Annotated in this window: 15 protein-coding genes; 14 read left to right on the top strand and 1 reads right to left on the bottom strand. The window is 26.7% G+C overall.

Going from position 1 to position 18,669, the window contains the following annotated elements; genetic code table 11:
- Positions 1-124: 124 nt before the first annotated feature.
- The 11 genes from BN1711_RS10695 to BN1711_RS10645 all read left to right on the top strand — a co-directional run bounded on the left by BN1711_RS10695 (position 125) and on the right by BN1711_RS10645 (position 15,952).
- The gene (locus BN1711_RS10695; RefSeq protein ID WP_481128490.1) at positions 125-3,157 is read left to right on the top strand and encodes a leucine-rich repeat domain-containing protein; all 3,033 of its coding nucleotides are present in this window, start codon (positions 125-127) and stop codon (positions 3,155-3,157) included.
- 268 nt (positions 3,158-3,425) lie between these two features.
- Complete coding sequence (locus BN1711_RS10690) at positions 3,426-5,426, top strand: immunoglobulin-like domain-containing protein (protein ID WP_050608138.1); 2,001 nt, start codon at positions 3,426-3,428, stop codon at positions 5,424-5,426.
- Between the two features lie 465 nt (positions 5,427-5,891).
- Positions 5,892-8,135 (top strand): cell wall-binding repeat-containing protein, encoded by a 2,244-nt coding sequence (locus tag BN1711_RS10685; RefSeq protein ID WP_050608137.1) that lies wholly within the window; start codon positions 5,892-5,894, stop codon positions 8,133-8,135.
- A 251-nt stretch (positions 8,136-8,386) separates the two neighbouring features.
- Entirely contained in the window at positions 8,387-8,635 is a 249-nt protein-coding gene (locus tag BN1711_RS12785) for a hypothetical protein (RefSeq protein WP_050608136.1), read from the top strand.
- A 74-nt stretch (positions 8,636-8,709) separates the two neighbouring features.
- On the top strand, positions 8,710-9,885 hold the full coding sequence (locus tag BN1711_RS10675) for a DUF5050 domain-containing protein (RefSeq protein ID WP_050608135.1): 1,176 nt from the start codon (positions 8,710-8,712) through the stop codon (positions 9,883-9,885).
- 169 nt (positions 9,886-10,054) lie between these two features.
- Positions 10,055-10,966, top strand: coding sequence for a phosphate ABC transporter substrate-binding protein (locus tag BN1711_RS10670; protein ID WP_050608134.1), 912 nt, complete (start codon positions 10,055-10,057; stop codon positions 10,964-10,966).
- Positions 10,967-11,020: 54 nt separating this feature from the next.
- Positions 11,021-11,893, top strand: coding sequence for a phosphate ABC transporter permease subunit PstC (pstC, locus tag BN1711_RS10665; RefSeq protein WP_050608133.1), 873 nt, complete (start codon positions 11,021-11,023; stop codon positions 11,891-11,893).
- 15 nt (positions 11,894-11,908) lie between these two features.
- Positions 11,909-12,739 (top strand): phosphate ABC transporter permease PstA, encoded by an 831-nt coding sequence (pstA, locus tag BN1711_RS10660; protein WP_050608132.1) that lies wholly within the window; start codon positions 11,909-11,911, stop codon positions 12,737-12,739.
- Positions 12,740-12,742: 3 nt separating this feature from the next.
- Positions 12,743-13,492: a phosphate ABC transporter ATP-binding protein gene (locus BN1711_RS10655; protein ID WP_050608131.1), complete on the top strand. Its 750-nt coding sequence runs from the start codon at positions 12,743-12,745 to the stop codon at positions 13,490-13,492.
- 42 nt (positions 13,493-13,534) lie between these two features.
- Complete coding sequence (locus BN1711_RS10650; RefSeq protein WP_050608130.1) at positions 13,535-14,005, top strand: HAD family hydrolase; 471 nt, start codon at positions 13,535-13,537, stop codon at positions 14,003-14,005.
- A 480-nt stretch (positions 14,006-14,485) separates the two neighbouring features.
- Positions 14,486-15,952, top strand: coding sequence for an APC family permease (locus BN1711_RS10645; protein WP_050608129.1), 1,467 nt, complete (start codon positions 14,486-14,488; stop codon positions 15,950-15,952).
- Between the two features lie 135 nt (positions 15,953-16,087).
- Here BN1711_RS10645 and BN1711_RS10640 read toward each other — a convergent pair whose 3' ends face one another.
- Positions 16,088-16,624 (bottom strand): YhcN/YlaJ family sporulation lipoprotein, encoded by a 537-nt coding sequence (locus BN1711_RS10640; RefSeq protein WP_050608128.1) that lies wholly within the window; start codon positions 16,622-16,624, stop codon positions 16,088-16,090.
- 156 nt (positions 16,625-16,780) lie between these two features.
- Here BN1711_RS10640 and BN1711_RS10635 point away from each other — a divergent pair, with 156 nt between their 5' ends.
- The 3 genes from BN1711_RS10635 (at position 16,781) to BN1711_RS10625 (ending at position 18,585) form a co-directional block, all read left to right on the top strand.
- Complete coding sequence (locus BN1711_RS10635; RefSeq protein WP_050608127.1) at positions 16,781-17,617, top strand: SLAP domain-containing protein; 837 nt, start codon at positions 16,781-16,783, stop codon at positions 17,615-17,617.
- An 83-nt stretch (positions 17,618-17,700) separates the two neighbouring features.
- Positions 17,701-18,207: a M48 family metallopeptidase gene (locus tag BN1711_RS10630; RefSeq protein ID WP_050608126.1), complete on the top strand. Its 507-nt coding sequence runs from the start codon at positions 17,701-17,703 to the stop codon at positions 18,205-18,207.
- Between the two features lie 39 nt (positions 18,208-18,246).
- Positions 18,247-18,585 carry a single-stranded DNA-binding protein gene (locus BN1711_RS10625; RefSeq protein ID WP_050608125.1) on the top strand — a complete coding sequence of 113 codons (339 nt, stop codon included), beginning with the start codon at positions 18,247-18,249 and terminating at the stop codon, positions 18,583-18,585.
- Positions 18,586-18,669 lie beyond the last annotated feature (84 nt).

Raw genomic sequence — 18,669 nt, 5'->3', positions numbered from 1 at the left:
GGACTTAGATAAAATAAATAATGCTATTAGTGAAGCAAAAAATTTAAGTCAGAATAAAAATGCTAATTTTAAGGATGTAAATAATAAAGTTAATAATATTTACGAAAGCATAATATCAAAGGATTTGGAAGTTTCAAAGGGTAATATTACTAAATATAACGGAAAAGAAAAGGACATAGTTATTCCAGATAGTATTAATGGAGAAAAGGTTATAAGTATAGATAAAAAAGTGTTTGCTAAAAAAGACTTAAGCTCTCTAAAGCTACCAAAATCATTAAAACAAATAGGTGACGCTGCTTTTATGGGCAATAATTTTAAATCTATAACATTGCCTTATGGATTAGAAAGTATTGGCATGGGAGCTTTTATGGGAAATAAATTAGAAGCTTTAATTTTACCTGATAGTGTTAAATCTATAGATTCAAGATCTTTTATGAATAATGAATTAACATCTATAACTCTTTCAAAGAATATGAATGAAATACCATCATTTGCTTTTAATAATAATAAATTAAATGAGATGATTATTCCTAGCAATATAAAAATTATACGTGGGGGATCATTTCAAAAGAATAATTTTAAAACTATAATTATTCCATCAACAGTAAACGAAATAGAAGCTAAAACTTTTGATGATACAACTAAAGTAATTAGAAATACTGAGAAAGTTTCTTTGAAGAGTATAAAACCTTTAGGGGATTTGGTAGTGAACATAGGAACAAGTGGAAAGAATGTTATTGCTAAATTACCTAAACAAGTAACTATAGTTGACTCAAAGAATAAAGAACATAATGTAGATGTAGTTTGGAGACTTAGAGGATATAAGGAAAATGAAGAAAAAGAATACGAGGCTACAGCAAAAATAAAACTTCCAGAGGGACTTGTTCAGCCAACTCCAGCTAAAGACTTAAAAGTATCAGTAAAAATAATAGTTAAATTAATAGATAGCAAGTGGAAAATTTCAGATTTTACTTTTAATGGTACTACTATAACTGGATTTTCTGAAAGTGGAAAAGAAAAGTTTACGTTAAATAAAGATTTAATTTTACCGGATACAAATAAGGATGGGGCGAAGATAACAGAGATAGGGGATAAAGCCTTCTCAACTGAGCTTAGAATAAGCGGTGCTAAAGACACGTTAAAAAATAAGGATAGTGCTAAACAAGATTCTAAATTAGCTCTACATTCAGTAAAAATACCAAGTACTGTTAAGGTAATTGGAAAAGAGGCTTTTCGTAATAATCTTTTAACTAAGGTTGATTTGCCAAAAGGATTAACTACTATAAAGACTTTAGCTTTTAATAATAACAAGTTGGAAAAGTTGGCTGTTCCAGACAGTGTTACTAGTCTTGAAAATGGTGCTTTTACTTATAATAATATAGATGATTTAATACTTTCTAAAAATTTAAAAACTATAGAAGTTGCATTTTCTTTTAATAATCTTCAAAAATTAATAATTCCAGAAGGAATAGTTAAAATTTCTGATAGAGCATTTAGTGATAATAAAATAGAAAAATTAACATTACCTAGTACTTTAGAATATTTATCAGGATTTAACAATAATAATTTTAAATCTATAACTATTCCTAAAAGTGTAAAAGAGTTAGGTTTAAGAGCTTTTGAAAGAAATAAGATTAGTTCTGTAGTCATTCCAGGAAATGTTAAAAAGATAGGAAAAAGTGCATTTGGAAACACTTGGCATGATACTTTCTTAACTTTTGTTACTATTGAAGAGGGCGTTGAGGAAATAGATAAGTATGCTTTTTCTCAAGATCATTTAAAAGATGTGCAAATTCCAAGTACTGTTAAAAAAATAGAGGATAATGCTTTTAGTAAAAATTTAGGTCATGATGGAGTGGTTTATTTATTTACACCAGGATATAAAAATTTAAATAATATACAAGATTCTAAATATCATGTAGTTAATCCATCAACTATAAGAGTTCAATACAAATGTGAAGATACAATATTAAAAGAGGAAAATATAGCTTACAAATTAGTAAAGGTAATTAAAGATAAAAAAGAAGTTCAGGAGAGAAAATATTTTCATATAGGGGATAAGGGAATATCAATAAATCCTTACTATGAAAATAATGAATATGAAATAATAGACAAAAATGAAAGAAAAGTTGATCTTAAACATAAGGAAAATACACTTATTATTGAATGTAAAAAGAAAGATGTGGTGGATGAATTAACCATTAAATCTATAGGAGAAGTAGCTCCTGTAGTAGTAAATGTTGGAGAAAATGAAGATTCTGTAAAAAATAAATTATCCAAAACAACTTATATAACTGATTCCAATGATAAAAAGCATGAAGATGTTAAGTTAAATTGGAAACTTGAAAATTTTGATGGAAATACTAAAGGAGAGTATAGAGCCATAGGAACTTTTACTTTACCACAAGGGGTGTCACAACCAGATACTCCATTAGAATTAAAAGTCAATGGTAGAATAATAGTAAAACAAAATCTTACTGTTGAAAATAATAAATGGGATATAAGTGATTTTATTTTCGGAAAAGAAGTAGAGATAAAAGATGGGGATAATACTAGGAAAATAGTAGATGAAAGAATTATAGTTGGTTTTTCAAAATTAGGAGAAGAAAAATTAAAATCTAATAAGAATTTAATTTTACCCAAAGTAAATAGTAAGAATGAGGCTATAACAAGAATTGAAAATTATGCATTTAAAAATAAGGGATTAGAAACAGTAGTGATACCAGATGGAATAAATGGATTAGTAGTTGGTACAAATGCCTTTGAAGGAAATAAAATAAATAAGGTATATATTGGAGAAGGTGTAAAGGAATTAGATGCATATGCTTTTGCAGGTAATAAATTGGAGCATGTAGAATTTCCAGGAACTTTAAAGAAGATAGGAAATCATACTTTTGCAGATAATAACTTGATATCAGCAGTATTTTCTCCAGAAACTGAAAAAATAGCTATAGATCGTTTTTCTTTTAGAAATAATAAAATAACATCTATAACTTTATTAAAGGATGTAACAAAAGTAAATGGTCAAGCATTTGAAGATAATAAATCATACAATAGTGATGGAAAAGTTCACATATTTACAAAGAGCTTTGATCCTAACGATTGTAATCAATGGTTTCCAAATTCAAAATATCACAAAATAATTCCTTTAAAATAATTAATAAGAAAATCAATAATGGATGGTTTTAAAAACATCCATTATTGGCTATAAAAATATTCATATTGAATAAAAAATATTTAGGGTATTATGAATAAAATAATTAAAAAACAGTTTTTATAGTATTAAGTAAAGTAAGGTTAAAAACGATAAATAAGTAAATATTTTATAAAATTTAACTTAATTATGAATTAAACTTGAGATTAGAAAACTTCCAACTTTCTATTATCGATAAAACGCCTTATGCGATGAAAGTCGCACGTAGGGTGTGGACCTAAGCGAAAACCTAATATGGTTAGCTAGGGATAGCGAAAAAATAACAAAAGACACAGATAAAGAAAAAGAAAAACAAACAGAGAAAGAAAAACAAGTTGAAAAAGAAAAACAAAAAAAATTAGCTGATGTTCAATCAGTGCAACGAGTTAAGGGTAGTTTAAAATTAAACAATTTAAATAATATAACTTCAGATGTAAATCTTCCATCAGAAAATAATGGGGTTAAGATTACTTGGACATCTAATAACAAAAGTATAATTAGTGATGCTGGAAAAGTTACAAGACCAGAAGCTAAAGATGGAGATGCTATAGTAACATTAACAGCTACTTTCACAAAAGGAGAAGCTAAAGATACAGAGAATTTTATAGTAACTGTTAAAGCTAAAGAGATTACTGATGAGGAATTTGTAGATGAAGCACTTAAATCTATACAATTAAAACAAGATCTTAATTGTATAGTTGATAATATAAAACTGCCATCTTCAGATGAAAAAAATACAGTTAATATAACTTGGAATTCTGATAAACCATCAGTAGTTTCAAATAATGGGGAAGTTACAAGAACAGATAAAGATGAGAGAGTAGTAATAGAGGCTACTGTAAAAAAAGGTTCAATTTTAAAAACTAAAAAGTTTAATATAACTGTTAAAGCAAAAGAAAAAGATGTAGAAGCAGAAATAAATTTAGTTGCTAGTTCTTTAAAAATAAACAATGCAAACAATATAGATAAAGATATTGATTTACCAACTTCCGTAAATGGAGCTCTTATAGCTTGGGTATCAAATAAACCTTTCATTGTAAGTAATTCGGGAAAAGTTATAAGACCTGAAATAGGGAAGAAAGATGAAAATGTAACTTTAAAAGCTACTATAACTAAGGATGGCAAATCTGTAACTAAAGATTTTACTATAAATGTATTAGCACAAAAAGAGTTGATAGCAAATACTCCAGAAGAACTTGATAATATTGTAAAAAAAGCAGTAGAAGATTGTAAAGAAAAAATAGAGATATCACTACCTAATTTTTCATCAAATCAGGCTGCGTACAATTTTAATAAATTTAATGATTCAATGACAGAATTAGGGGGAATGGATTTTGGTAAGCCAAGCCCTAAAGGTAGCTTTAAATTTGATGGAATAAAATGCATTATGACTATAACATTTACTTATAATAGAGATATTAATGAGATTAAAAGACAAAAAGAAGAAACTTTAAAGGAAGTAAAAAGAATAGTTAAAGAAAAGACTAATGATAAGATGAGTAAATTTGAAAAGGAACTTGCTCTTCATGATTATTTAGTTAAGATTGCAGATTACAATTCAGCAAACTATAAAAATCATATTAATGAGTTAGAAGATCATAATGCTTATGGAGTTTTAATAAAACATATTGGTGTATGTGAAAGTTATGCAAAGGCTATGAGTTTGTTATTAAATGAAGCAGGAATTGAATGTAAGTATGTTACAGGTGTTTCCGTTAGAAATGGAGTAGATGGTGGTGGACATGCTTGGAATATAGTTAAATTAGATGATGGCAATTGGTACAATTTAGATGCTACGTGGGATGATCCAGTTTCAGATAGAAATGGAACTGCTAGTTTAACAGAGGATTCTAATTCTACAGTTAACCATACTTATTTTAATATTCCAGATAGCATTTTTAACAGAGATCATAAAAGAGGTAAATTTGAACAAAGTTTTCCAGCATGTACAGCTACGAAATATTCTTATAATAATATGGATGTAGATGAATATGATAACAAAGGACAATTAATTAAAAAGGTTACCAGTATAAAAGAATTGGATGAAGCAATATTGGACGCTCTTAAAAATAAAAAATCAAATTTAAGTTTAAGAATAAGAGGCTTTAAAATGTCTCAAGAAGATTTAGGGCAAGAGTTAAGCAAAGTTGCATCAAAAAATAGAATTGGATTTAATGGTGGATCTATAAGTGTACCAGATGAATATCATGTTAATTATAATATAAAATACTAATATTTTAATAGAAGGGACTATCTTAGTGCATTAAGGTGCAATAAGAGGTCCTTTTATTTTAGAATAAAATTATTTTTAGACTTAATTAATACTAAATATTTAAAATTACACAAAAAACTCCTAGAGCTATAATCAAACTTCAAGTAATTTTTTACAGAAAATATTAATTATAAAATTTTTTATTAAAATCTATAGAATTCAATGAAAAAATTTAAATTTATACTAAGTTAATACATGTAGATAATTAAAAATCTAAAAAGTTAATTGATAAATCATATCAAGTTGTTAATAAAAATGTTACAAAATTATAAAAAAATCAACATATTTATGGAAAGTAAGGATGAAATATGTTACAATTAATCTTAACTTGTAACATATTTTCAAGAAAATATAAGAATTTATATGGAATATAATATTAAATTCAATTATTCTTGAAAATATTAATATAAATTAGGAGGTAAGAATATGAATAAAAAAACTATAAAATCGCTATCAAATTGTACAATGGCAGCTGTGGCTTTAACAATTGGAATATCTACAGGAAATGTACAAGCACAAAATAGTAATGTACAAAGATTTGCAGGAAACGATAGATATGAAACTGCCGCTAATGTTGCAAAGTTAAATTGGGAATCAGGAAAAACTGATAATGTAATATTAGTTTCAGGTGGAGGATATGCTGATGCTCTAAGCGCATCATTATTAGCACAAAAATTAAATGCACCAATACTATTAACAGAAAAGGATGTATTAAATAAAAATACATATGATGCTATGAATAAATTAGGAGCAAAGAATGTTTATATTTTAGGTTCTGAAGGTGTTGTAAGTAATAATATAAAAGCCTCATTAGAAAAGTCTGGTAAAAAGGTAATAAGATTAGCGGGAAAAGATAGATATGAAACTAATATAGCAATAGCTAATGAACTAGTAAGTAAACACGGTGTAACAGCTAACGAAGTTTTAGTTGTTAATGGAAATAGATATTTAGCAGATGCACTAACAGCCGCACCAGTAGCTGCTAAGGAAGGGAAAATATTATTATTAGTAGGTGAAGATGAAAGTACTTCAAATGAAGCAAAGAAATTTATAGATAAACATAATTCAAAGGTAACAGTTATAGGTAGAGACGTTACAGTATCAGATACAATCTATAATAAATTAAGAGCAAGTAAGAGAATAAATGGTGGAGCTGACAGATTTGAAACTAATAGATTAGTATTAGATGCTTTTAAATTAAAGGGTTCCCATGTATATATAGCTAATGGAGAAAAAAATCATTTAGTAGATTCATTGGTTGCATCAGCCTTAGCCGGAAAATATAAATCTCCAATAGTTTTAGTATCAAATGGCAAAGAAAGTGACAGTAAAGCTGTTAGTTACATAAAAAATAATTTAAAAATTAATGATAAGGTTAACCTTAATGTAATTGGTAGTGAGAAAATACTTTCAAAAGATTTAGTTCAAAAGATAAATGAAGTTATTGAAATAAAAGAGTTACCAAATAAGCCAGAAGATAATTTAAAAAATATTTCTTTAGATATAGTAAGAGAAGATGGTAGAACTACTGTTGATGAAGATTATGAAACACCTGGAGTTCAAATATCATTAAATAATAATGAGTCCATCAAATTTAAAATCCTAGAAAAAGCAGATAAAACAACAGTAGTTAAAGATATTACTGTTCAATCAATAGATTTAGGAAAAAATTCTGTAGTTAATAAAGATGTTTCAGGTGAAACTATAACATTAACAGCAGTTAAAGAAGGTAAATCTACAGTTACAATAGGACAGGGTCAACAAAATATTAAATTGGATGTTACAGTTAGAAGACCATATTTACCTCCAGTAAAAGAAAATAATCATAATGTAGTACCAGAATTAAATCCAGTAGAGGTTCCCCCGGTAGTAGAACCAGAACCTGAAGTGGTACCAGAATTAAGAGGAGAATCAGAAGTAGTAAAGAAACCAGAATTAAAACCAGCATCAGAAGTAGTGGAAAAGGCAGAATTAAAACGAGAATTGGTAGTAAATAACCATAAAGTAGAATTAGAAAGTAGCATAGAAAGACATGGCCAAAGAGGCAGTATGGGTACAGAACAAAAATCACATGTTAAAATTATAATACCAGAAAATGATGGATTAATAAAAAATGAACATGATATTACAATTGCAGGCAAACAAGTAAAAGTTAAATCAAGAGATAATGCTACGGCTATAAAACACAAAATTATTGAGATTTTTAAAGATAATAAGGATTGGGATGTAGAGAATATTTATATAGTGGAACAAGGAAATAAACCATCTACAGTATCTTTCACGTCTAAGCATTATGAAAATAACATAAATGATTTAGCACAAAATACTGATGAAGTTAAGTTCGAGCAAAGAGATGAATCCTATGGAAGAAAACCAATTTATGAAATTAAAGAAATTTGTAATATAAATGTAACAGGCGTCTCAAATAAGCAAGAAACTATAAAAGTTAATGTTTCAGCTGAAAAAAATCATGTATTAAATCAAACAGTTAATATAGATGTTAAGCCTACAGATACTACTAAGGATGTGGCTAGATCTATATATAATGCATTCAAAAAAAATGGAACACTTATTCACGTGTATAATATGACATTAGATGAGAGAAATTCTAGAATAATATTAACTCAAAAAATGGGAGAGTTACTTGATACTAAAGTAACTATAAAATAATATAAAATTACCCTTACATACAATATAAATATAATGTATATAAGGGTAATTTTTTATTAAATAAAGAACAAAAAATCTAATATTAACCTAAATAATTGTAACTAAACCGTGATTTGTTATAAGTGATATTTTGAAAAACACTATAATATTACATGAAACCTGGCAATAAATTAAAAAGATATGATAAAATTAGTCTATAATATTTTTAATAATCACAATTTTGATGAATTTATACTATGCAAGGAGAATTTATGAAAAAATTAAAAGTATTTTTTATAATTTATATTATTATATTTATATTTTCATGTAATAAAGTTTTTGCAAAAAATAATGAAAAAAAATATGAGGCTCCAAAGGAGTTAGGAAAATGTTATTATGCATCGAATTCAAATTATAATAATGAATTATATGATAGTATATTGAGTGATATTTTAAGTTTGAAAAAACATCAGATACATCTAGATACTCTCATAATAGTAAGGAGGTATTTGATACCTTAGATAAAATTTTAAATGACCATCCGGAAATATTTTATTTTGACAATACTGCACAAATTTATTTTTGGAGCAATGGTGTGTTGGAATTAAAATATAAATATGATGCTAACACTATAATGAAAATGAAAAATGAGTTTAATAATAAGATAGATGAAATTTTAAATAATATTATAAAACCTAACATGACGGAATTTCAAAAAGAAATAGCAATACATGATTATATAGTTTTAAATACAAATTATATTTTAGATACTAAAGGATTAAGTTTTACATCCTATGGATGTATTGTAAATAATGAGGCGGTGTGTGATGGATATACTAGAGCTATGCAAATTTTACTTAATAAAGTTGGAATTTATGCTATAAGAGTAGTGGGTTTTGCAGGAACGGATCATGCTTGGAATATAGTAAAGATAAACAACAAATTTTATCATGTAGATGCAACTTGGAATGATTCTAATTTTTATAAAACTAATGCTCATTATAAATATTTAAATGTTACAGATGAAGAATTATCGAAGGATCATGTATGGGATAGAACAAAGTTTCCTAAATGTACAGATAATTACTTTAAATATCTTCATAAGGCAAAAAGTGTAGTAAAAGATAATAATTATATTTATTATAGCAATAAAAATGATGGTAATGGAATTTATAAAATGAGTTTTGATGGTAAAGAAGACATAAAAATATTTCAACAATCAGCTACATATTTAGCTCAGCATGGAGAATGGATTTATTTTTCTAATTATTCCGATGGTGGAAATCTATATAAAATAAAAAAAGATGGACAAGAACTATCAAAAATATTAAATGTTTATGTTAAAGATTTATATATAAAGGATGGTTACTTATATTATTATAATATTAATAATGCTATAGAAGAAAAGTTAAAGCTAGAAGATTATATAGAAGATAAAGAAAAATTAGAGATACTTTTTAGTGAGTTATTTAAAGGATATAAATTTTGGGAAAATAGATATAATGTGCATTCTAATAAGATTTGGACTATAAATTTTAATTCCAAGTTAAAAGAGCAGGAGTTAAATAAGATAGTATATGTTTTAGATGGTTCTCTTAATATAGTACCTAATATAGATACAAAAATTTCAAATAAAAGCATTATAGTAAAAAATAGAGAAAATTATAAACTTGGTTCTACCTATTACCTAGTTATAAAAAACTCTATAAAAAACTATAAAAATATTAATTTACAACAACCTATTATAATGAAATTTTTTATAACATATTAAAGATTTATTGTTTATAGTATAAGAAAAGAAAATAATTAACCATGAATCTATAAGTAATAATTATATAATATTAAGGAATTTTGGGGTTATTTGTATATATTTGCTGTAAGAATTATGTTAATATTGTGTATGGAAATATATTTTATAAAATAACATGGGAGGTAATACAATGAAAAAAAGATTATCATTGGTAATAAGTCTTGTGTTAGCTGTAGGGCTTATGTGTGTAGGCTGTGGTAATAAGGCAACTGTATCTAATGAAAAATCATCTGATAAAAAACAATCAGGAAAGATTATGTGTATAGGCTCATCTACTATGGCCCCTATAATTTCTAAAGCAGGAGATAAATTAAAAAATAATCATGGAACTTGGAAAAAAATGAAGGAAGGTTTACCTGATGAAAATATAGAAGTATCCGTATCTTCAGGTGGATCTGGTGCAGGAATAAAAGCTGCTTTAGAAAAAACAGCTAACTTTGGATTAGTATCTAGAGAAGTTAGTAAAGAAGAAAAAGGAAAGTTAAAAAAATACAATGAAACTAAGATAGGGTATGATGCATTAACTTTATCTGTAAACCCACAAAATCCGATTTTAAAAAACAAAAAAAATCTTACAACATCAGAAATTCAAAAAATATTCTCAGGAGAAGCAAAAACTTGGAAGGATGTAGATTCATCTCTACCTGATAATAAAATAGTCATTGTGGTAAGGGATGCAGGTGGTGGAGCTGCTAAGGTATTCCAAAAAGCTGTAATGGGAGATAAAAAAGTAAGTAAAGATGCTGTACAAGCACCATCTATGGGAGCTTTAACAGAAAAAATAATAGAAAATAAGAATGCTATAGGATATGCGTCAGTAGGTCTTGTAAAACAACATGAAGGAAAATTAATTCCAATGGAAGTTGATAAAATAGCTCCAACAAAAGAAAATATAGCTGATGGAAAGTATAAAATTGCAAGACCTCTTTTACTTGTAAAAGATGGGGAACTTACACCAGTGGAAAAAGCTTTTGTTGATTTCTTAAAAACTGATGAGGGTTTAAAAATTATAGATGATTCAGGATTTGTTTCAGTAAAATAATATAAAAAATGGATATAAGAAAGGAAGTTTTTCCTTTCTTATATTTATTAAGAGGTGAATATTTTGCATAAATTTTGGGATAATTTTTTTCACATATTTATAAAAATTATAACTTTATTATCTTTAATAATTTTATCTCTAATTTTAATTTTTATATTTAGAGAGGGAATAGCTACTTTTCAGCATGTATCTTTTTTAGATTTTATAACAAAAACTGTGTGGGAACCATTAGATGAACCAGCTAAGGTGTCTATATTTCCATTTATAGCATCAACTTTGTATGTAACTTTTCTAGCTATATTAATATCATTGCCTATAGGTATAGGAGCTTCAATATTTTTAGCTAATATTGTTTCAGAAAAAATAAGAAATATATTAAAACCTATGATAGAAATGTTATCTGGTATACCATCAGTTATTTATGGTTTTATAGGACTTTCAGTAGTGGTTAAATGTTTAGAGAAAAGACAAAATATTTCTTCAGGTGAAACAATTTTAAGTGCTTCTATAGTTTTATCAATTATGATTTTGCCTTTTATAATATCTAATTGTACAGATACTATGGTTAAAGCTTATGAAAAGTATTATACTTATTCACAAGCTCTCGGCGTTTCAAAGTGGTATATGATGAATAATTTAGTTATACCAGCTTCAAAAAAAGCTATAATAGCATCTATTGTATTAGCTATAGGAAGAGGCATGGGGGAAACTATGGCAGTAATGATGGTTATAGGAAACAGTTCTGTAATGCCTAAGCTTTTAAGTAAGGGGGAAACTATACCTTCATTAATAGCACTAGAAATGGGTTCAGCTCAGATAGGAAGCGTACATTATCATGCTTTATTTGCATCAGGATTTATACTTATGATTATATTAATTGTTATAAATATTATATTTTATCATATAAAGAAAAGCATAATTTTGTAGAAAAGAGGCCTAGTTATGAAGAAGTCTTTTAAAAATATATTATTATTTTTATGGTATTTTTTAAGCATTTTTATAGTAATTTCTATAGTTTTTTTTATAATTATTTATATATTGAAAAAAGGATATGTAGTTATAAATAAGGATTTTTTATTAGGAAGACCGGAAGGAATACCCTTAGGAAAAGAGGGAGGCATACTCCCCGCTATATTGGGAAGTTTATCTCTTATGCTAATAAGTTGTGTAGTTGCAGCTATACTTGGTATAGCTACAGCAATTTATCTTAGTTTATATAGCAAAAATAAAAAAATTAATTCTTTAATGCATATAATTATAAATTCTATTTCAGGCATTCCATCTATAGTTTTGGGTTTATTTGGATATTCCTTTTTAGTATTTTTTTTAAAGCTAGGGGTATCTCTTTTAGCAGGAGGTATTACATTATCTATTATGATTTTTCCTTATATAGAAATAAGCACAGAAAAGGCTTTAGAAGGTGTAGATGAGAATATAATACTTTCATCATATGCGTTGGGTATGGATAAAACCTATACTTTATTTAATATAATATTGCCTGAATGTATAGAAGAAATCGTGTCTGGAATTATGTTATCTAGCGGATTTGCTATGGGGGCTACAGCACCAATTATGCTAACTTCTGCAGTAGTTTCAGCACCAAATCCTAATTCATTTTCATCACCAGTTATGGCACTTTCTTATCACCTATATATATTAATAAGTCAGGGAATATCTATGGAGAATGCTTATGGAACTGCATTTGTTTTAATAGCTATTCTTATGATTTTAAATTTTATGGCTATGATAGTTGTAAGAAAAGGGAGGGCATAAAATATGGAAAAAATAATAGATGTAAGAGACTTAAGTGTATATTTTGGCAAAAAACAAGTATTAAAAAATATAGATATTTCCGTGGAAAAAAATAAAATAACTGCAATAATGGGGCCCTCAGGTTGTGGAAAATCTACATTTTTAAAAACTTTAAATGGCATTACAAAAGAAAATACTGAATCCAATGTAAAAGGACAAATTTTATTTAATGGTAAAGAAACAAATGAAATGCCTTTAGACAAATTAAGAAAAAGTATAGGATGTGTTTTTCAAACTCCAGCACCATTTCCTTTTTCTATATATAAAAATATTAATTATGTATTGAAATATTATGGAGTAAAAGATAAGGATACTGCTAAAAATATAATAAAAGATAAATTAGAGTTAGTTGGATTATATGAAGAGATAAAAGAAGATTTAAATATGTCTGCACTTAAATTATCTGGTGGTCAGCAACAAAGATTGTGTATAGCAAGAGCTTTAGCTGCAGAACCCGAGGTGCTTTTAATGGATGAGCCTTGTTCTGCTTTAGATGTAAGAAATACTGCTATTATAGAAAAAATGCTACTTGAACTGAAAAAACATTATACTATAGTTATTGTTACTCATAATTTAGCTCAAGCAAAAAGAATTTCAGATAAGACAATTTTTATGTTAGATGGAGAAATTATTGAAGTTAATAAAACAAATAAAATGTTTGAAAATCCTAAAGACGAAAGAACACTAAATTATATACAGGGTATATTCGGATAGAATTTAAAAATATGTGTAAATAGGACATAATAGGAGGAACTCATGGAATCTATAAATATTCAAGGAAGAGAAACTTTAAATATAAAAAATATAGTTTTTGATTATAATGGTACTATAGCAGTAGATGGAATTCTAAATGAATATGTAAAAAAGAATCTTGTGGAACTAAGTAAAAAATTTAATATTTATATATTAACAGCAGATACTTATGGAAATGTACAACAACAATGTAGGGATTTACCCATTAAAATAGAAACTTTTCCAAAGGGAAATGCAACTAAGTATAAAAAAGACTTTGTTCATAGTTTAGATTCTAAAAATACTGTGGTAGTAGGTAATGGTATGAATGATATAGAAATGTTTAAAGAAGCTGTATTGTCTGTTGCAGTTATAGGAGAAGAAGGTTGTGCAGGTAGGCTATTATTAGAATCAGACATAGTAGTTAAAGATATAAATTCAGCTTTTATTCTATTTCAAAATACTAATAGGATAATAGCAACTTTAAGGGATTAAGTTACTTTTATATCTATAAATTAAAGTTTAAGTAGATAAAAATAATACCTTAGAAGAATTAAAAAAATTCTTTCTAGGGTATTTTTATTTTTCAAAAATAGATAATTATAATTTAAATATGTATTGTTATTAAAATATATATAATAATTTTATGATAATAATAAAAATTAGTGAAGTTAATAATTAATTAATAAAAAATTCTCATTGTAAATGTACGATATTTCAAAAAATAAAAAATTGGTTGACAATTCCAATGTAAAAGTATTATAATTTAGTAACAACATTACAATTATATAAGTTGCTACTATTTAAAGAAAACATAACCAATGATTAAGACACAAAAGTAGACGAGTTTATAGAAAATTTAGAGTTAGTATACTCCTTTTAGAGTCCTAAAGCCTATATATTTATAAAATTGTTAAAAATAAATTATTAAATAAATAAAAAATTAAATACAAAATGTAAAGGGAGATGTATGTTATGAGTAAGAAAGGTGTCGCCAGTAGTAACGAGGAAAGTTTTGAAAGAGTTTTATCCAAAAAAGATATTATGGCCCTAGCCTTTGGAGCTATGATCGGTTGGGGATGGGTTGTTCTTACAGGACAATGGATAAAAGGCGCAGGAAGTTTGGGGGCGATGTTAGCTTTCGTAATAGGGGGTATAATGGTACTCTTTGTAGGTTTAACTTATGCAGAATTAACATCTGCTATGCCTAAATGCGGAGGAGATCTTGTGTTTAGCTATAGAGCCTTAGGAAGAACTCCATCCTTCATATGTACTTGGGCCATAATTTTAGGATATATTTCCGTAGTTGCATTTGAGGCGGTAGCTTTTCCAACTGTATTAGAAAACTTATTTTCATTTTCTTACATGAAGGGCTATATGTATACTATTGCTGGCTGTGATATTTATGGTACATTTGTGTTAATTGGTTCAGGAAGTGCTTTAATTATAACAGCAATAAACTATTTCGGTGCTAAACCAGCAGCTTTCATGCAAGGTGTAGTAACATTTATGATTGCATGTGTAGGAATTTTATTATTTGGTGGAAGTTTATTTAATGGAAGTATACAAAATATTCATCCTACATTTGTAAATGGAGGAAAGGGAATTTTAGCTGTAACTATTATGACACCATTTATGTATGTTGGATTTGATGTAATTCCACAAGCTGCGGAAGAAATAAATGTACCATTTAAGGAAATAGGAAAGATAATAATTTTATCAGTAATTATGGCAGTACTTTGGTATGCTATGATAATATATAGTACATCAATATCCCTAAATTCAGGTGAAATAGCTTCATCAAATTTAGTTGCTGCAGATGCTATGAAAAAAGTTTTTGGCGGAAGTGTAGTAGCATCAAAGATATTGATATTAGCAGGAATAGGAGGAATAATAACAAGTTGGAATTCTTTCTTTATAGGAGGAAGTAGAGCCATATACTCAATGGCAGAAGCAGGAATGTTACCAAAATTTCTAGCTAAAATTCATCCTAAGTATAAAACACCAACCAATGCAATCCTTTTAATAGGTTTGGTGTCTAGTATTGCACCTTTCTTTGGTGAGAAGATGTTAGTATGGTTAAATAACTGTGGTGGATTTGGAATATTACTATGTTATTTAATAGTTTCTATATCATTCTTAGTTTTAAGAAAAAAGGAACCTAATATGGTAAGACCTTATAAAGTTAAACATCCTAAATTTGTAGGAGGAATGGCTATAACTTTATGTTTATCAATGCTTTTAATGTTTATGCCAGGTTTTCCAGCTTCTTTAAGTTGGCCTTATGAATGGGGAATAATTATAATGTGGTTTGCCATTGGTGATATATTATATTTATTTGCAAGGCGTAAAGAGGAGAAAATTAAATCGACCTATAAGTCACAATCTATATCTTGTAAAAAGGTAGAAACATGTGAATCAAATATAAGAATTGTAAAATAATTTTATACGAAAAAGTACCAACTTTAATAATGAAATAGAATTGGTACAATTTGAAATTAATGATTATGTTATAATATGGATAAATTAACACTATCAAATATAATATTAAATTTGATAGTGTTAATTTATTATAAACTATTGTGGTGTTATTCTTCTAAATAGTTCCCCTATTTCATCACCAAATTCCTTTATGCCTTTACCTCCCATAATACCTTCAGACACTTTTGATATTCTTTGGTAAATATCAGCATCAGCTGAAACAGCTACATTGTCTATTTCCTTGTCTGTACTTTTTACTTTATCTTCTACTTTCTTTTTTAATTCATTAGTAATTTTTCCTTCAGCAGAGCTAGGTAAAGTTACACCTACTAAAGCTCTTTTCTCGGAGATAACTACGCTAGCCTTTTCAATTCCGTCTATTTTTACTAATTCATCAGCTATTTTTTTAGCTCTATTGGATAAATCACCATTTGTTACTTCTGGAGTAGTTTTATTTTCAGTAGCTTTTTGATCAGCAGTGTTTGTATTATCATTAGCTTTTTGCCCAGCAGTATTTGTATTATTGTTAGCAGGAGGGTTTTCACTTGTTTTATTAGCGCAACCTGTTCCCACAAAAACTAATAAAAATAAAGACAAACATAAAGATAAAATGTTTCTATTTTTTAATTTCATAAGATCACCTCGCTCTTATTTTGCTCAATTTATATTTTTTTATTAAAAATTTTATTAAAAAATATGTAAACTTTAATCATAAATATAAATTGATTTACAATTTTTTAGAGGTTATAATATATTTTGTAAATATAAAATATAAACGGAGGTATTTTAATGAATAAGTTAAATCGCCAAGAGTCTAAAAATGAAAACGCCAATTTAAATATAAAATTATCTGTTCCTAAAAAAGATGAAGATATTATGTCTAAGGTTCAAAAGGAAATACTTCAAGAAGAATTAGATGAATTAGTTCCTATAAAAAAGGATCAAGTTAATGTAGCAGGTATATATGCATATGATTTAGGAGATAAATACGAAATAAAAATTTATTTAAGAAATGGACTAGCTAGAGAAATAAATTTTGAAGATATTCCATTTAAAATAATAAATTCTGAAGGAAAAGTTTTAGCAGAACAAATTTTTGATTTAAAAGATGTTGGTAATATACCACCTTATGCTGCTAGACCTTGGGTTCTTTATTTTGATAAAAAAAATATGCTTGTAGATAAAATACCTATGGATGATTGGAAGATAGTTTTTGATAATAATTTAAAAGCTTTAAGAAATCTTACATTAGATTACGAAAACTTACCAGACGATATAGATGAAGAAAGTAAGAAAGTTTATGATGATTTTTTAAATGAATTACCATCTTTAAAAGAAGGAGAGGTAAGTCTTTCAACTTTTAGTATAGGAATTAATGAAGATGGAAATTTATTAGTTACTATAGTAATAAGAAATGGTAATGATAAATCAATTAACATAGAAAAATTACCTATGAGTATTTTAAATGAGTCAGGTAAAGTTGTAGTTTCAAATGTATTTGAAATGGAAGATTTGAGTGTATCAGCTTTAAAAGCTAAAGTATGTAATTTTATTTTCCCTTTAAATTTAGAGAATAAAACAGTAATATCATTAGATAGTTGGAAAGTAGAATATAAAATTTATTAAAATTCTAAGTCAGGGATTATTTCTTTTAATTTTAGGGATAATTCCTTTTTATTTTTAATTTATAAAAAGTTGGTGAATAAAATTTGGGCGATATAAAAGGATATTATTATTTAGGTAAACTATATCCATGTGAAATAAAAAATAAAAAATCTGTGTATTGTGATCTAGAGTTAAAAAAAGAAAAATTTTATATCTATATTAATGAAGGAATTCTAGAGAAATATAAAAAAGATATAATAAATCAGAGCATAGAAAAATTTTATAAAGTTAAAGCTTATGAAATATTAGAACAAAGAACTAAATACTATGGAAATAAGATGGGATATTTACCTAATAAAATTACGGTAAAATCACAAAGAACATTATGGGGAAGTTGTTCATCTAAGAAAAATATAAACTATAATTATAGGCTTATAATGGCACCTATAAATATTATAGATTATATAGTAGTACATGAACTTTGTCATCTTAAACATATGAATCATTCTAAGGATTTTTGGAATATGGTGGAAGGTACAATAGTTAATTATAAGGAAAGAAGAAAATGGCTTAAAGAAAATGGCTCTAAACTTTTTGATTATAAAACATAAATTTGGATATAAATATAGAAAAAAGTTGGAGGTATATATATGAATAAAGTCATGCTTATAGGTAGACTAACTAGGGATGCTGAAATTAGAGAAATAAAAGAAAGAGAAATATCTTTTTTAAAATTTACATTAGCAGTAAGTAGATATTATGATAAACAAAATAATAAAACTGATTATATTCCAGTAATAGTTTGGGGAAAGCATGCAAAAGCTATAGAAAAATATATGCTAAAGGGTAAGCTTGTAAGTGTTATAGGAAAAATTCAAACAAAAAGTTATGAGGACAAAAATGGATTTAGAAGAAAAATAGTAGAGGTAGTTTCTAATGAAATAAAGTTTTTAGATCCAAAAAAGCTAGAGAATGTAGTAAATAGTTAGTAAAAAAACAATATCAAAAGTATCTTATAATTGCTATAGAATAAATATATTTTTTAAGAATAAAAATAATATTAGATTTTCTTA

Source organism: Clostridium niameyense (assembly GCF_001243045.1).
GTDB lineage: Bacteria > Bacillota > Clostridia > Clostridiales > Clostridiaceae > Clostridium_F > Clostridium_F niameyense.
The sequence above is the reverse complement of the archived record's forward strand: the minus strand, read 5'-3'. Positions and strand labels throughout refer to the sequence as shown.

What these genes read in the sequence shown, in the direction of transcription:
- pstA (WP_050608132.1), top strand. Translation starts at nt 11,909, where the DNA reads ATGAAGAAGTCTTTTAAAAATATATTATTATTTTTATGGTATTTTTTA.
- BN1711_RS10640 (WP_050608128.1), bottom strand. Translation starts at nt 16,624, where the DNA reads ATGAAATTAAAAAATAGAAACATTTTATCTTTATGTTTGTCTTTATTT.
- BN1711_RS10670 (WP_050608134.1), top strand. Translation starts at nt 10,055, where the DNA reads ATGAAAAAAAGATTATCATTGGTAATAAGTCTTGTGTTAGCTGTAGGG.
- BN1711_RS10635 (WP_050608127.1), top strand. Translation starts at nt 16,781, where the DNA reads ATGAATAAGTTAAATCGCCAAGAGTCTAAAAATGAAAACGCCAATTTA.
- BN1711_RS10655 (WP_050608131.1), top strand. Translation starts at nt 12,743, where the DNA reads ATGGAAAAAATAATAGATGTAAGAGACTTAAGTGTATATTTTGGCAAA.
- BN1711_RS10650 (WP_050608130.1), top strand. Translation starts at nt 13,535, where the DNA reads ATGGAATCTATAAATATTCAAGGAAGAGAAACTTTAAATATAAAAAAT.
- BN1711_RS12785 (WP_050608136.1), top strand. Translation starts at nt 8,387, where the DNA reads ATGAAAAAATTAAAAGTATTTTTTATAATTTATATTATTATATTTATA.
- BN1711_RS10685 (WP_050608137.1), top strand. Translation starts at nt 5,892, where the DNA reads ATGAATAAAAAAACTATAAAATCGCTATCAAATTGTACAATGGCAGCT.
- BN1711_RS10625 (WP_050608125.1), top strand. Translation starts at nt 18,247, where the DNA reads ATGAATAAAGTCATGCTTATAGGTAGACTAACTAGGGATGCTGAAATT.
- BN1711_RS10645 (WP_050608129.1), top strand. Translation starts at nt 14,486, where the DNA reads ATGAGTAAGAAAGGTGTCGCCAGTAGTAACGAGGAAAGTTTTGAAAGA.